The sequence below is a fragment of the Phocaeicola sp. HCN-40430 genome (assembly GCF_037890285.1).
GTDB classification, from domain to species: domain Bacteria; phylum Bacteroidota; class Bacteroidia; order Bacteroidales; family Bacteroidaceae; genus Phocaeicola; species Phocaeicola acetigenes.
This window is the reverse complement of record NZ_JBBKBS010000019.1, coordinates 24,793-41,053: the sequence shown is the minus strand read 5'-3', so window position 1 is coordinate 41,053 and position 16,261 is coordinate 24,793. Positions and strand designations below refer to the sequence as shown.

Annotated in this window: 10 protein-coding genes; 1 reads left to right on the top strand and 9 read right to left on the bottom strand. The window is 37.2% G+C overall.

The annotated features are described in order from the left end of the window. Positions 1–99 precede the first annotated feature (99 nt). From WKU26_RS09245 to nadA, 8 genes are all read right to left on the bottom strand, one after another. The gene (locus WKU26_RS09245; protein ID WP_340321756.1) at positions 100–2,292 is read right to left on the bottom strand and encodes a DUF4838 domain-containing protein; all 2,193 of its coding nucleotides are present in this window, start codon (positions 2,290–2,292) and stop codon (positions 100–102) included. A 168-nt stretch (positions 2,293–2,460) separates the two neighbouring features. After that, entirely contained in the window at positions 2,461–4,782 is a 2,322-nt protein-coding gene (locus WKU26_RS09240) for a glycoside hydrolase family 20 protein (RefSeq protein WP_340321755.1), read from the bottom strand. 198 nt (positions 4,783–4,980) lie between these two features. Further along, a complete protein-coding gene (locus tag WKU26_RS09235; RefSeq protein ID WP_340321754.1) occupies positions 4,981–5,928 on the bottom strand; it encodes a DUF4999 domain-containing protein in 948 nt (315 codons plus the stop codon). Between the two features lie 65 nt (positions 5,929–5,993). Continuing rightward, entirely contained in the window at positions 5,994–7,217 is a 1,224-nt protein-coding gene (locus WKU26_RS09230; protein ID WP_340321777.1) for a DUF1735 and LamG domain-containing protein, read from the bottom strand. A 4-nt stretch (positions 7,218–7,221) separates the two neighbouring features. Continuing rightward, positions 7,222–8,358: a glycoside hydrolase family 18 gene (locus tag WKU26_RS09225; RefSeq protein WP_340321753.1), complete on the bottom strand. Its 1,137-nt coding sequence runs from the start codon at positions 8,356–8,358 to the stop codon at positions 7,222–7,224. Positions 8,359–8,377: 19 nt separating this feature from the next. After that, positions 8,378–9,925 (bottom strand): SusD/RagB family nutrient-binding outer membrane lipoprotein, encoded by a 1,548-nt coding sequence (locus WKU26_RS09220; protein WP_340321752.1) that lies wholly within the window; start codon positions 9,923–9,925, stop codon positions 8,378–8,380. Between the two features lie 17 nt (positions 9,926–9,942). Then, positions 9,943–12,909, bottom strand: coding sequence for a SusC/RagA family TonB-linked outer membrane protein (locus tag WKU26_RS09215; protein ID WP_340321776.1), 2,967 nt, complete (start codon positions 12,907–12,909; stop codon positions 9,943–9,945). A 666-nt stretch (positions 12,910–13,575) separates the two neighbouring features. Further along, on the bottom strand, positions 13,576–14,568 hold the full coding sequence (nadA, locus tag WKU26_RS09210; RefSeq protein ID WP_340321751.1) for a quinolinate synthase NadA: 993 nt from the start codon (positions 14,566–14,568) through the stop codon (positions 13,576–13,578). A gap of 452 nt (positions 14,569–15,020) precedes the next feature. On the opposite strand from nadA, the gene WKU26_RS09205 reads away from it, so the two are divergent. After that, positions 15,021–15,578: an RNA methyltransferase gene (locus tag WKU26_RS09205; protein WP_340321750.1), complete on the top strand. Its 558-nt coding sequence runs from the start codon at positions 15,021–15,023 to the stop codon at positions 15,576–15,578. A 38-nt stretch (positions 15,579–15,616) separates the two neighbouring features. Here WKU26_RS09205 and WKU26_RS09200 read toward each other — a convergent pair whose 3' ends face one another. Further along, a complete protein-coding gene (locus tag WKU26_RS09200) occupies positions 15,617–16,219 on the bottom strand; it encodes a DUF4294 domain-containing protein (protein WP_445323234.1) in 603 nt (200 codons plus the stop codon). Positions 16,220–16,261: the final 42 nt, after the last annotated feature.

Below are 16,261 nucleotides of genomic sequence, written 5' to 3'. Positions count from 1 at the left end.
AAACAAATTTACAGAAAGGCCATATAAAATAAAAGACATTGTTACTTACTCTTTTTTAGTTCAAGCAAATAACAATGTCTTTTGTATTTATAGAGAAAATTATCTTACGGTTACTTCATCGATAAAGAACCAGGAAGGATTGCCTACTCCATAATGCCAGGTAGGACAGACTTTGGTACCTGTTACTTCAACTTTCAGATAACGTGCTTTCAAAGGTGTCTGAGATTCGGCTTTCACACCTCTGTACATTACCATACCGGCACGTTCCTCGGGCATTTCAATGGTTTCCCAAGGATGATAGGTCTTTCCGTCTTCCGAATAGCTGTAGACCACCTTCAGAGGGAATAGAATCCATTGACCGATCTGATGCAGGAAGTCGGTTTCGATGCTTCTTACTTCCTTGGTTTCGCCCAAATCTACCACAAAAGCTGCATCCTTGCCTTCCCAGCCTACCCAGCTTTCCATAAAGGAAGCACCGCCAAACAGACCGTCTGTCAAGGCTGTTTTACCAAGTTCTACATACTTGCTTTCCGGATTTACCAGATAAGTGACAGTAGCACCCAAAGCCAAATTCTTTTCTGTACTTGGCATATAGCGTTCACGGTAAAGTTTGCAGTAATCCAATGCACGGTTATTACGTTCATTGATAACCGGGTCGTTAAAGTATTTGGCTTCCGATTCAAAATAATTCAGCTTCTGAGTCACTTCATCAAAATCTTTTTCCTGCTGTGCACGAAGAAGTTCCAGTTCTGAATAAAGCAAGGGAAGACGGGTACGGCGAACACGGTCCAAAGCTACAGGATCATCGGCTACCGCTGCTTCAGCCTTATCGAAAATAGCCCGATAACGTTTCATCAGAACAGGATTCAGCATACCTTCTTTATGAGATACCGGAGAGTCGTAAATCCACAAACGATGACCACTTCCCCACAAAGCACCCTGAACCAGCTGGATATACTGATACAGATAATCGGAAGCCGCTCCATAATAAGATTTCAGGAAATGTCTGATAAGCTGGTCTACCTCTCTATCCGGATTCCACATCAGTTTGGAAGCAATGTAGGAACGAAGTTCTGCAAAATCAGTTCCGTAACTGCTGTTAATCTGTGAAAAATGCATTTTTACATGATGGTCGCGGAAAAGACGCATATTATCCTGCATAATATAGAAATTAGGGAAAGGAGACATCTGACAATCGAAGTTGATTCCGTAATCCCAAAGGAAAATATTGTCTGTAATATCCGACCATCCCTTCAAAGCCTTCATGAAATACTGACCGCTGGCATTTTCTGTCAGAGAGACTTCACGGTCGCAGTCAATATCGCAAAGCATCACAACCACATTTGGCTCAGGCTTGACATTCTTGGGAGGATTCATCGTATAAAGATAAGCCAATGTAGAAATTTCCTTATCTGGGAAACGTTTGGCAAGCTTATTCATAAAATAAATCAAACTTCCCGAAGGAGAACCGGCTGCATCGTCAAGCTTCTTGCATTCCGGACAGGTACAGTTGGTATTGTTACCGTCGTTCTGGCTCACACTGATGATTTTCTGATCAGGATTGGCCTTGAAGATAGAATCGATTCGCTGGGATACGATTTCGAATACTTCAGGATTGGTAAGACACCATTGTGCTCCCGGATGACGCTTCCCATCGAAATAGGCATAATATTCAGGATGTTTCTCTCCGTATTCTTCTACAGGGAGAAGACGGTTGAAGGTATGTACCCAATAATTGGCTGCAAAGACTTCATCAGGCTGCTCCAGACGATACCACCATTTGTATAAAGAATCGGTAGCCATTACATAATTCTGTGTCTGACGGTAACGGAAAGCAGGGTTATCGGTCTTCTCGATGGAAGGAAGGGAAATAGTTGTACGCTTTTCCAGATTGTATTCCCCATTACCCCAGTAATCTACACCCAGATAATCTTCCAGAAGAGATACCACACCATATACAGGTCCGTTGTCTTTTCCTGTAATCACCAGTTTACCACCGGTAGTAGAAAGCTGATAACCGTCTTCCTGCAAAGAAGAAGAAGTGGAGCTGCCTATCAGAATATCACCTTGTCCGGCTTTGCCCTTCTCTTTGATATCCAGTTTGCAACCGCTGATTTTCTGAACGAAATCCTGCAAGATAGTGGCTGCCGTACGGTTCACTTCAGTACGTTCGGCCAATACAATTTTTGATTTGCTTTTCCCTTCCTTTACCAAATCTACCTGAGCGGAAGCAGAGGCTCCCATAGAAATGGCCCCCGAAAGCAATAAAAGTTTAAAGATGTCTGTTTTCATGAGTATTTGGTTATTAAGTTTTTAAGTTTGTGAGTTTTTTAGTTTATAGGTGTATGTATCAGCAAACTTAAATATTCATTTTAGTTTTTAAGTTTGTGAGTTTTTTAGTTTGTGGATTTACTGCATCGGCAAACTTACAAACTGAAAAAACTCACAAACTCACAAAACTTATTCAAGACCTATTTCATCGACAAAAATAAATGCCGGACGACCTTTTCCACCGTGCCATGCCGGAATACTGTATTCAGGTTGTGCCATAAACTTAACATAACGCACATTTACAGGATCGAAAGTCAGTTCATGGGTAAAAATACCATTCTTGTCTTCTTTCTTGGCAGCAGGATAAGCTTCAGACTTTATTTCCTTATAAGTCTTACCGTCTGTAGAAACTGCTACTGCAAACTTACGTAAATCCAATATTTCTTCACCCATTTCCACATAGGCACGTATCCATGCTTTGCTGATTGAAGTCTCTTTCTGCAGATCGACTACTGCTTCCATATCATTTTTGTAGAATGCAATCCAACGGCCTGTACGATAGTTTCTTGTACCTTCAAGACCATCAATCAGCGTATTTTCACCTCCAAATTTATATTTTTCATTAATAGGCTGCAGCATGGTAACAGGCTTCATACTGGCCTTATTAAGTGTAATATTTTCTTTCAATACAGGACTAACTCCGGCAGAACGAACCACAACTGCCTTCAATACACAGCTTTGACTGATTTTCAATGTATCTGTATACTGTGCAGATGAAGCAGTCGGTTCTGTTCCATCGAGTGTATAATAAACCGGTGCATCATCAATAGTAGACAATACCACATTCAATACATTATTCTTTGTATCAGGTAAATATTCTGCCTTTACATTGAAAACATGTTTTGCATAATTGTATGCTTCCTTATCATAGATAGGAATCAGTCTGACTAAACGCTGCAGGAATGCATCGTAATTTTTCTTTTCGGGCATTGTCCACTGTACTTCAGCAAGTGCTGCCATACGAGGAAGTTCCATATATTCTACCTGACGGAAAGTAGGAATATATTCTGTCCATAAATTAGCCTGTACTCCGATAATGTGTTTAGCTTCTTCCGGTGTCAGACTTTCGTGAACCGGCTCAAAACTGTACACCTTTTCTACCGGAACATATCCACCGATAGCAAGCGGTTCGTTTGTCGTATCAATTGTCTGATAATAATCGAAATACATAAAAGCAGTAGGAGTCATAATCGCATCATGCTTCTGCTTGGCTGCTTCTATACCTCCTTCTATTCCACGCCATGACATCACTGTAGCATTGGGAGCCAGTCCTCCTTCCAGAGTTTCGTCCCATCCAATCATCTGACGGCCTTTACCGTTCAGGAATTTTTCGGCATGATGAATAATGAAACTTTGCAGTTTCTCTTCTGCTGTATGTTTATTATCGGCTTTCAGTCCTAATTGCTTGATACGTGCCTGACATTTCGGACAAGATTTCCAACGTACTTTCGGACATTCATCTCCTCCTACATGAATGTATTCAGAAGGGAATATTTCTACTACTTCTTCCAACACGTCATCAATAAAATCTAATGTTTTATCATTTCCGGCACAAAGCACATCATCGGAAATTCCCCATCTTGTCCAAACTTTATATGGACCTCCTGTACAGCCTAATTCCGGATAAACGGTTATAGCTGCCAACATATGTCCGGGAAGATCAATTTCAGGAATAACAGTAATATGACGTTCCTGTGCATATTTTACAATGTCTTTTGCTTCTTCCTGTGTATAGAAACCTCCATATGGTTTACTGTCGCATTCTCCGGAATTACGTCCTTGAATGGTACCTTCACGTACTGAACCTATTTCTGTCAGTTTTGGATGCTTCTTTATTTCGATACGCCATCCCTGATCGTCTGTAAGATGCCAATGGAAACGGTTGATGTTATGCAATGCCAGCATATCGATAAAGCGTTTGATAGAATCGGTAGAAAAGAAGTGTCGTGAAACATCAAGATGTGCTCCACGATAAGCAAAACGTGGATAATCGTTTACTACAGTAGAAGGGAAATTTACATCACCTTCTGCTACAGGCATGGCTTTGCGCAATGTCTGAATACCATAAAACACACCTGCTTCTGTTGCTCCGGTAATGGTAATCTGCTGTTTGGAAACCTCCAAACGATATGCTTCTTCATTCGCATTGTCTAATCCAAGAGCCAAAACAATAGCATCTGATGAAGGAGTTTCTTCTGTAAGCTGGATAGTCTTACCTGTCTGTTCTTTTATATACTCAGCCAGAAATTCTGCATTACGCTTCATTACTTCATTTCCTTTCGGATAAGCAATGACTGTATGATTATTCAACACAAAGTCACCCTCAGAAGTTGCTTGTACTTCTTGTGGTAAAGGAATCACATCAAAATTAGCCTGATTTTTTACTCCTGACGAACAGGAAAAGAGTCCTCCACAAAGAAGGAACAGTCCTAAAATGTACTGCTTTTTCATTTGAAAAATGATTGATTAGTTAACAAATTATTTTTTAACCCCATTGCTTTTAAGGAAACAAATGTACTACTTTTTTCGGAATATCAGTATGTATTCAAACAAATGCTTACTGCACTTTAGTTGTAATTTCAATAAAAAAAGAGCAACCTACATTATTATAGGCTGCTCTCTACTTATATAATATTACAAAAAAACTAATTATTCATTAGACATATAAACATGAAGTTTTGTTATATTTACACGACCAGGTACAGTTACCATCTGATACTTTAAGTAACGAGCTTCTATTACATTTTTAAATGCTATAATCTGATAAGATCCTGAAGTACCTACTTCTCCCCAAGATTTCCAAGTACTACCGTTATCAGATGTAAGGATTTCTACTTTAGAAGGTGCAAATCCTGGTCCCCAGTGAGAAGTTTTTATACCTGTCAATTTTTTCACTTCTTTAAAATCAACACTTACCCAAAATGGAACTCCGTTAGTTGCAACATCATTTCCACCTGTACCAGCCACACTATTTGATCCAGCATTTTCAACTCCATCCATAAAAGAAAAGTCCCAATCTGTAACATTCGTGTATAAAGTACTCTTTTCCGGTTCTTTATTAAAGAATAAAAATTCTTCCATCTTTGCCTGTTCTTTCTTTATCTTAACAGCAACAGATTGATTAAATTCTGCATTGGCAACTTCTACGGCTCCAGTTACAATATCTTTTACTTTAATATTTAAAGTATATTCTGCAGCCTCTTCTACACTTTCTATATCAGACCAATCGGTAATACTAATTGTAACAGGTTCTGATTTTAAATTTCCTGCTTTAATAATGGCAGCATCGCTTGATTTAACAATCTTATCTGCTGCTATGCCATCGCAAGTTGCATCAATATTTACCGAAACATCCTGACTTGCTGGCTTCTGCAAAGTAGCCATCACTTGAAATTCTACACTTCCTTCAATACCTTTATCTATGATATGCTTCAATGTAAAAGATGGAATTGGACGTAAATAATCTGCTGGCAATAATGAAACATAGCTCATATTCCATTCATTCAGCTGATTTTCATCATCATCATTACATGATGAGAAAGGAATGGTTCCACCTATAAAGGCAGCCATTAATATATAATGAAAAAACTTTTTCATAAAATAATTCTTTTTTCATTCACCTCTCTACTAAAGAGAGAGGTGAAATATTATTAAAACATTTATTACCAAGGAGTTGCTGTATCAGTAGACAATATACCATCTACCCAAGTAACCTTTTGTTTAGTTTCCAAAGTATGTCCTTTACCTGTCGCATCTTCGAATACAGTGTAAGTTCCATCACTTCTTTCTTCTGTTTTACCTTCATCCATACGCCAGTATGCTTCCAATCCAGTAGACTTCGGACTTACCTGTGTCATGCTGTTCTGAATCTGGGCAGCATTACGGGCAACAGACCAGATACGTACCTGGCTTACCAGAATCTTACATCCATTCCACCAACCTGATGATGGGCCATCACCATCGGTAAACCAACCAATACCCTTGAACGTCATACAAGGAGTAGCACATTCCAATTTAGCACTTTCTACACCATTTACATACATACGATAAGTAGTACCATCGAATGTAACAGCCATATGCTGCCATTTATTTGGTTCAAAATGGTGAGCTGGATTTACATACATACCATCATGAAGCTGAATTTGAACTAATGAGTGAGCAGGATGGTCGTTATTAGAAGACTGTGGATCTTCAAAACGCAATAATATGAAACGATTATTTCCATCACTTGTAGTAAATATCGCACGGTTACGATTACCTGTATTACTTATCTGGAAACGTGTTTCAATAGTGTACTGTGAATAAGTATCAGGATCGGTAGCGTATTTCGGTGAAGATAATTTTGCACCTCCATCGAATTGAGGAGCTGAGAACTCAATAATATTTTCAGCTAAGATAATATAGGTTCCAGTATTGGCCATAACAGGGTAGTTACCATCTTTTGAAACCAATCTGACAGGTAATGCATAAGCTTCACCAGAATCTACCATTTCATCGCTGAAAGCTTCTAAAGTAATTGTAGTTTCTTCTGCATTATATTCTCCGGATTTAATAAGAATATCTTCAGGTAACTTATATTGACCTTCAGGTATTGTGATATAACTGGTACCATTCATTGTATTGTATTCATCCAATATAGAAGGGTCTACTACAAGTTTATAATGACTGTCTGCAGAAGCAGCATTACTCATATGAATATTGATAGTAGTAGTAGTTTCTCCCGTAGCCTGTACCGTTACTTTAGCACTTGCTCCATTAAGTGCTTCATCTATATAAGCATGAGTATCAAGAACTGAATATTCTGCATCATTACATGCAGAAAATATTCCCATACCTGCTACTGTAGCCGAAAAGAACAATGTTTTTATATAATTGTATTTCATAATCTAATTATTTTTTAATTAATGAATGTGAAGAAGGATTCATAATCTGAATAGCGTTGCGCATATTTTTACATTCAGGAGTAGTACCAAATTCTGCTTCTAAGTGATAAACTCCTACACCACCTTTATTAAAACCGTTTGTGGGTCTCCAACGTGCCATACCTTCCAATGACAACATAGAATTACCATAACGGTCTCTATATGAATAACCTCCATTCATTGCCACATCCACAGCTTCGAAATTTTCAGTCATAATAGTCATATTAGTGACTTTTTCTTCACCGAGTTCTTCTCCGAAGGTTTCCATCAAACCACAACGATATGCTCCAGGTCCTCCAAGAAGTCTAGCATCCAAATTAGAGTCGCTTCTTGGATTGTAAGCCTGAATTACAAAATAATCAAGATAATGTCCAACATGCGGCTGGTCTGTAATACTTTGAGGTTCACCGTCAATCATCAGTAACTTACCTGTTCCTGATTGTGGTCCCAAATATTTACTCAGCTCTTCAAGGAAAATAGCAAATCGTGAGTTATCACCAGACATAACAAGATTACCTACATAAGGACCTGCATTGGGCTCATAGTCAATATCGAATCCATCATAACCATAATAGTTAATTGTATCGGCTACTGCTCTTGCATATTTACGGATAGCAGCTTCCATTGCTTCCTGATTTGTTTCATCGAATCCCCAAAAAGCGTTAATGGCTTCACGATCACTTTCATATCCATTTTCTTCCCAATTATTTGTAACATAAGAAGGAGTAAATCCATCACCTACATTACCAATAATTTGGCAAACAACAACTTTAGTTCCTTTTACCTGCTGAACAAAAGCTAAGTCTTTCTTCTGTTTTTCAGTCAAGTTTTTACTATTATTCCATAAAGAAACAATATCCAAACTATCAGGAAGTCCGGCTAAAGAGTTTTTCATATAAGCTCCATCACCAGTCCATCCTCCATACCATCCAAAAGAAACTTGATGATTACTTTGTTTATATGCACGCAATGCTGCATAATATTCGTCAGAAGTTATTTCTTCTGGAAACGATTCAGCTTCCATCTCTGTCCAATCACTACAACTTACAAAAGCTGAAGTCAATAATGACAAACACAAAGTATATAATAAAGATATCTTTTTCATAAATATTCATTTAACGTTATTAGTTCTTTTTAGCCCACTTCAAATCAGTAGCTGGTGTATCAGCTCCACCCAAATCAGTAGCACCTTGATCGCAGTTTGCTTTATTATTTTGCTTTTCTGTATATGGGAAAGCCAAACGGCGCATACCACGAGCAGTGCTTACTACGTTATTAGAAAGGTTATCAATACAAGGATACATTTCAGGATATCCGGTACGACGATATTCTGCCCATGATTCCAGCCCCAACGGGTAGTTAGCAATCCACTTCTGAGTAATAATACGCTGGAAGTTCTTTCCAGTAAGTGTGTTATCTGAGTCATCCCATTTTACAGATACAGTATTAGATATAGATGCAGGAGCTTTCTGAACATTATCACTAACATGAGAAACTAAAGGAGCTTCTTCAATTTTCAAATAATCTTCTCCAGATACATTATATTGACTCATTGAAAGATTAATGCCTTCTTCGTAATATTCCTTAGCTTCTTTATCACCTACATTCCAACCACGAAGTTTACCTTCAGCACGCAAGAAAGCAGTTTCTGCAGCACAAAATACCATCATCGGATCGTTAGCAGTTACGTTAGGAGTTGAGAAACCTCCAGCACTTGCCTTTACTACATCTTGATCTCCTGTACGTATACCTACATATTTGTCGGTCATTCCCGAAATTGTAGATTTATTGAAATACTTTTCTCTACGAGGATCTTCATAAGCGTTCATGTAGTCTACAATATTTGCATTTACACGCAAATCGCCCCAACTTACAGCTGCAATCTGATAAGGATTATTCTGTGTACCACAACTCATAATTGCATTGTCTGCATTGGTTTCAACCAATCCAGCTCTATGTGCAGCAGCAGATTCTGCAGCAGCCTTAGCTACATCAGGCAAGAAATTGCTGACACGCATAGCTACACGCAAACGCATAGAGTTAGCCAATTTAGCCCATTTTGCATAATTACCATTGAATACAGGGTCGTTTGCACCTAACGGAGCATAGCCATTAGTTTCTGTATTAAAATCATAAAGAACATCAGCTGCATTAGCCAAGTCATCCAAGATATTTTTATATACTTGTTCTTGAGTATCATAACTTACATAGAAGTTTCCTTTCTTTACCTGACTATAAGGCATCGGACCATAACAGTCTGCTACACGCAACATGGTTATAGCGCGGATCATACGAGCAAATGCATAGTAGTGACCTACAGAATTGGTTGCTTCCTGAATCTGGAAAAAGTTACCATATATTTTTTCAAAATTAGTATTCCAAGGATTGGCATTCCATGCATCACTCATATTGAATGTACCAAAGTTAGTACCACTCCAAGTATTAGAAGGACACAGATATCCACCAAATTGTCCTACCATCTGATCTTGCATCTGAGAGTCATTCTGCTGAATGTTTACAATAGTTTCAATCATTGACTTCATCAAAGTTGCAGGATCAGCTTCGTGGATCTGATACTGATTCGTATTATATTCTTCAAATTTATCAGTACAGCTTCCTACCATCAGTAATAAAGCAGCACCAGCTGTAATATTTCTTATATATTGTTTCATGACATTAGTCTCCCTTATTAGAATTGAACTTTTACGTTAAAACCAACATTACGCAAACTTGGCTGCATAAAATAGTCTACGTTCATATAGAAGTTACTTGAAGTAGACGCTGACAGTTCCGGATCGAATGGAGCTTTGCAATAAATCATCCACAAGTTACGTCCTACCACACCTAAAGTTACGTTTGCCACATTCTTGAACCATTTTTTAGGAAGAGTATAATTCAAGCTTAACTCTTGCAAACGAACATTGGTAGCGCTGTACAAATAATAGCGTCCATAACCACCTTCACCTGTACCGATAGTCTGATAATATTTCTGAGCTTCTACCGTACCGTTATTAACAGGTATACCACCATTATCACGAGCAATAGCTGAAGATTCAGAAACACCGTAATAATCCAAAATACCTTGAGTAGCAGAATAAGCAAGACCTCCTACACGAGCTGTCAATACAACGCCCAAGTCAATTCCTTTATAAGTAAAGTGGTTAGTCCATCCTAAGTTGAAATCAGCATCCAAATCACCTACTTTTGTCGGAGTAGAAGAAGTACTCATACTGATATTACCGTTTTGATCAACTTCGATATTACCATTATTGTCTCTAGTCAACTGGTTATATACGTAGATATCAGTCATAGAACCTCCTTCTGTCAAAATAACACGAGGAGCTACGTTTTCTTTACCTAACCATCCAACAGGCATATTATCCATCTGGATTTCTTCACCAGTAACAGGATTGATACTACCACTTGCCAAACGTTTTACTTTATTACGGTTCAAAGTAAATGTTGCATTAGAAGACCATCCAAATCCAGCCCATTCGTCACGGAATCCTAAAGCCAATTCCAAACCTTGGTTCTGTACGTTACCAGCTTGTACAATTGCTTTATTATAACCAGATGAAGAAGGAATATCTACCTTAAATGTCTGGTTCAAAGTATTAGAGCGATAATAAGTTGCATCTAAGCTGAAACGGTTTTCCCAGAATTTCAAATTCAAACCAATTTCCCATGATTTAGTTTTTTCCGGTTTCATATTATCCATAGGGAATACTGTCGGATTTTCCCAGTTATGAGTCTGACCATTGTATTCATAACCCGGATTTGTCAAGAAACGGTCGAATGAAGAAGCTACAACTGTATATGATCCACGAACTTTTGCATAAGTCAACCATTCTGGAAGGCTCATCATTTCAGACAATACAGCAGACAAACCAACTGAAGGATAGAAGAATGAAGACTGATTAGAGAAAGCCAATTTAGAATCCCAGTCATTACGTCCTGTCAATGTCAAATACAACTGATTCTTCCAACTTAATTCAGCACTTGCAAAAACACTCTGAATTTCATCTGTATAACCATCAGGTTCTGGCTTATAGTTAGAAGAGAAATTGATGTTATTCATCTGGAAGAAGTTAGGGATGATCAAATCACCAGCAATAGAAAGTTCATTCATTGAAGTATGATAGATAGATCCACCAAAGTTTGCATTCAAACGGAAATCTCCAAATGTTTTGTCAATTGTACCCAATACATCCGCATACAAAGAACGTTCCTGACGCATTACATCTTTCAAACCTCCACTTACTCCACAGAATGTAGTCAATGTAGATGCATATTTTTCTTCTCTGTTACGATAGTCAGAGTTATCCAAGTTTACACGTCCTGTAATATTGAACCAGTCTGTTACTTTCCATTTCAAAGAAGCGTTCAACATATAACGTTTCTTTTCTGAAGTACGGCGGATACGATTCTGAATCCAATAAGGGTTCTGCAAAGACATACCTCCATCTCCATATGGCCAATACTGTTCCATATAGCCATAGTTGGTATTGTAACGTTCGTACAAGCGAATTTCATCAAAATTATCACCACGAGGGAACAAATACAATGCAGGAAGTGGGTTGTAATATTGACCTTGAGACACCATGTTGGTATTATTCTGCACAATATACTGTGCTCCCAAATCCAAAGTCAATTTATCATTTAAGAAATTTGTTGTATTACGAGCTGTAAAGTTATAACGGTTATAGCTGTTATTTGGCAAAATACCGTCTGAATTGGTAGTAGAAGCTGACAAGTAAGTCTGATTCTTTGCATTACCAGTAGACAAAGCTATCGAGTTAATAATATTTGTTCCTGTATTGAAGAAGTCAGATGGATCGTATCTTCTATCAGTCAAACCTCCCCAGCTGAACAAACCGGTACTTGTACCATAACGGTTCTGCATTTCTGGCATGATATATGCCTTAGAGAAAGTTGTACTGTTTGAAACTGTAACTGAAGTACGTTCTGTCTGTCCTTTCTTTGTTGTTACCAAAACAACACCATTGGCAGCAGCAGATCCATACAATGCAGCTGCAGAAGGACCGGTCATCATACTGATACTTGCGATATCATCCGGGTTCAAGTCGGCTACTGCATCAGAACCACCCATTTCACCAAACTGTCCTTCACCACCACTACTACCAGTATTAAACATAGGTACACCATCGATTACATACAAGGCATTGTTGTCTTTAGTCAAAGATTTCATACCACGCATTACGACACGAGTTGCACCACCGGCACCAGTGGCACCACTACTAATCTGCACACCGGCTACCTTACCAGCCAAGGAGTTCATAAAGTTAGCATCTTTTACAGCTGTTACAGCATCACCTTTCACTTCCTGCACATTATAACTCAATGCTTTTTGTGAACGCTTGATACCCAAAGCTGTAACTACTACTTCGTCCAAAACCTCGGTATCTTCTGTCATTACAATTTTACCAAAATCAGCTTTGACCGGTAGACTTAAAGTTTTATAACCGATATAAGAGATTTCCAATGTAGCTCCCTTTGCAGTCTGCAAAGTAAAGTTTCCATCAAAATCTGTAATCGTACCGTTGGTAGTACCTTTTTCCAAAATACTTACACCGATTAAAGGTTCCCCTTTAGCATCTACAACAGTTCCTTTTGTTGTTACAGACTGTTGAAGCATAGAAAAACCGTTTGATTCCGATACTCCATGAGAAGAAGCAAATGACATGCCTCCCGGAACCATTAGCAAAAACAATAGTAATTGCGAATACTTACTTCGTTTCATAAGATAAGGTTAATTTGAAGTTGATATTAATGATTATATTTCTAAAAATATAATTTCTTTAAATGAAGAAATAGATATAAGGTATAAAGTAAATTTAAGTTTTCATAAGTTTTATTCTAAGGTTATATTCTAAGGTTATATTCTAAGGTTATATTCTAAGGTTATTTTACCTTTTATATTGTATTTTATATCGCAAAGTAAATTAAAAATAAAATACTAAACAAACATAAAAAGCCTTTTATCTCTGTTTAATTTTCTTTTTAACAGTAGGATGAATATCCCTTATTTTATAAAACAATAACCATTTAGCTATATTTTTCTTACAAAATATAAAACTACAGCAATAAATAACATTGTATTTACTATTTACACAATAATTATGTTTTAAATTAGCATAAAGCATCTAACATCTTTCTGTAATCAGATTACTTATATTTATGTACAATATATAAAGTATAAAGCCTATTATAGAAACTCTATATATACTTATAAAAAATATGGTTTTATAATGTATACACATCATAAAACCATATTGTAGTATTACGTTACACTATAAAAACTTTACAGACCTAAGGTTTTAGAAATATCCAACATTTTTTGGATAGGAAGAATAGCCTTTTCTGCAACTGCTTTTTCGACTTGTACTTCCGGCCATTCATATTTTAAAGTATTGTACAGTTTTTCCAGTGTATTCAAGCGCATAAAATTACACTCATTGCAAGCACAGGTACTGTCTTCGGGAGGAGCAGGGATAAAATTCTTTTCCGGACATTGTTTTTTCATTTCATATAAAATACCACTTTCCGTAGCTACAATAAAATCTTTTTTATCGCTTGCCATTGCAAACTTCAACAGACCGGCTGTAGATCCTACCTTATCAGCCATTTTAGCCAATGCTCCTTTACATTCAGGATGAACCAGTATTTGTGCTTCCGGATATTGCTTTTTCAATTCTATAATCTTTTCTATAGAGAACTTTTCATGTACATGACAGGCTCCGTTCCAAAGCAGCATATTTCGACCTGTAATAGAGTTGATGTAATTTCCCAGATTACGGTCTGGACCAAAGATAATCTTTTCATCTTTTGGAAGACTTTCTACAATCTGTTTAGCATTTGTAGAAGTTACCACCACATCGGTTAGTGCTTTTACTGCTGCACTGGTATTTACATAAGAAACTACCGTATGTCCCGGATGAGCATTTACAAACTTTGTAAACTCTTCAGCAGGACAACTGTCGGCCAACGAACATCCAGTGTTTAAATCAGGTATCAGTACTTTTTTATCCGGGCACAATATTTTGGCCGTTTCACCCATAAAATAAACACCACACATTACTATAATGTCTGCGTCTGTTTTGGCAGCCCATTGTGCCAATGCCAGACTATCTCCTATAAAATCGGCTATCTCCTGAATTTCGTCAGATTGGTAGAAGTGTCCCAAGATAACGGCATTCTTTTCTTTACACAGTTTCTTTATTTCCGCTTTAAGGTCTACCGACTGAGGTATCGGTTCAGTGACATACCCTCTTTTCAACCATTCTTCTTTATTCATAATAAGATTATATTTTTTCTTCTTTTAAAAAGGAATTTATGATGCTAATAATAGCCCGTTAATAGTGTTATTAAAAATAAGGCTATTTTCTTTGTTTTTTGAATTATGAATATTTGGGTTTATCCTATTATCAGCAAATCAACAGGCTTATTTATTGATAATAGCTGACTTACTTATTCTATTAACAATTTGTTGATAGAATGCAAAGTTAAAAACTTTCCCTTTGTTAACTGCTTATTTTTGTATAAAAAATATGTTTAAACTGATAATGAAACTTTTTATTAAGTTTTTTGGTTTGTTCGTTTCTTGTATTCTATAATTGCTTCTTTTAAGTATGCAAGAAGTTTTTATGATTTTATTTGAATTGGTTTTATACACCTTTTCAACCGTTTTTAACAAGGTTATGAAGATAGTTTCTATCTTTGTGGAAAATAAATAACCATAATACATGTATGTCTGAATTAAGAAAGCTGAAAGTAACAGAAATGAACCGTCTGACGGTAGAAGAATTTAAGGAAGCGGAAAAACTTCCATTGGTAGTAGTATTGGATGAAATACGTAGTTTACACAATATTGGAGCTGTATTCCGTACTGCTGATGCTTTCTTGGTCAATAAGATATATTTATGTGGTATTACTGCTGTTCCTCCTCATCCGGAAATGCATAAAACAGCACTTGGAGCTGAATATACGGTAGACTGGAAGTATTGCAAACGTACACAAGATGCTGTGAATGAACTTCATGAAGAAGGGTATACTGTATTGGCTATTGAACAGTGTGCCGGTAGTACAATGTTGGATAAACTGATATTAGAACCTGGAAAAAAATATGCTATCGTAATGGGGAATGAAGTAAAAGGTGTACAGCAAGAGGTAGTAGATATGTGTGACGGTTGTATCGAGATACCTCAATATGGAACCAAACATTCATTGAATGTATCAGTTACTACGGGAATTGTGCTGTGGGAGTTTGCCAACAAGTTGATACAGCTTAAACAAACTTGTTTATAACCTATTAATAACTTGTTAATTTATTGTTTTGCAATATATTATAGCTGTCCGTTTTCTACAAGGACAGCTATTCTTTCTATTAACTTATCATCGTCTTCCGGATGATATTCTTTTTTCAGGCTTGCTCCGAAGAGTGCTGCGAAAGTCTGGTAGAATCCAGCTTTAAATGGTCCCATAAAAGCTTTAACCAATTGATAAGAGGATTGATTGCATTCTCGGTTGACCAGTTTGATGAGTAATTTACCTTGTGAAAAGGTCAGTTTTTTCATACGTGCCGTATATTGCTCTTTTAATCCTTTTTCTACAGCTTTCATATGGCGTTCACGTGATTTTGTATCTGGAAGAGTTTCCATATACTCATAAGTTTCCACAACTGCCCGTCTTATTTCTTTAGCAAGAGGAAGTGTTTTCTTTACATCGCGTACCAGTCTCCAGTAATATCTTTCCTGCTTTTTGCTTTTAAATTTCATCTTGGGGTATATATACACACTTCTTAGCGTTATATAAGGTATTGTATCTCCTTGATATACACAGACTGGAAGCATATATCCTTTTTCGGACTGCCGTATATTCTGCTGTGCACTGGCTTTTAAGATACAAGCAAGAAGCAGAAACAGAAGTATGTAAATACGATGTTTCATATACGCAAAAATACAGATTTATTCGATATATAGGGTGAATAT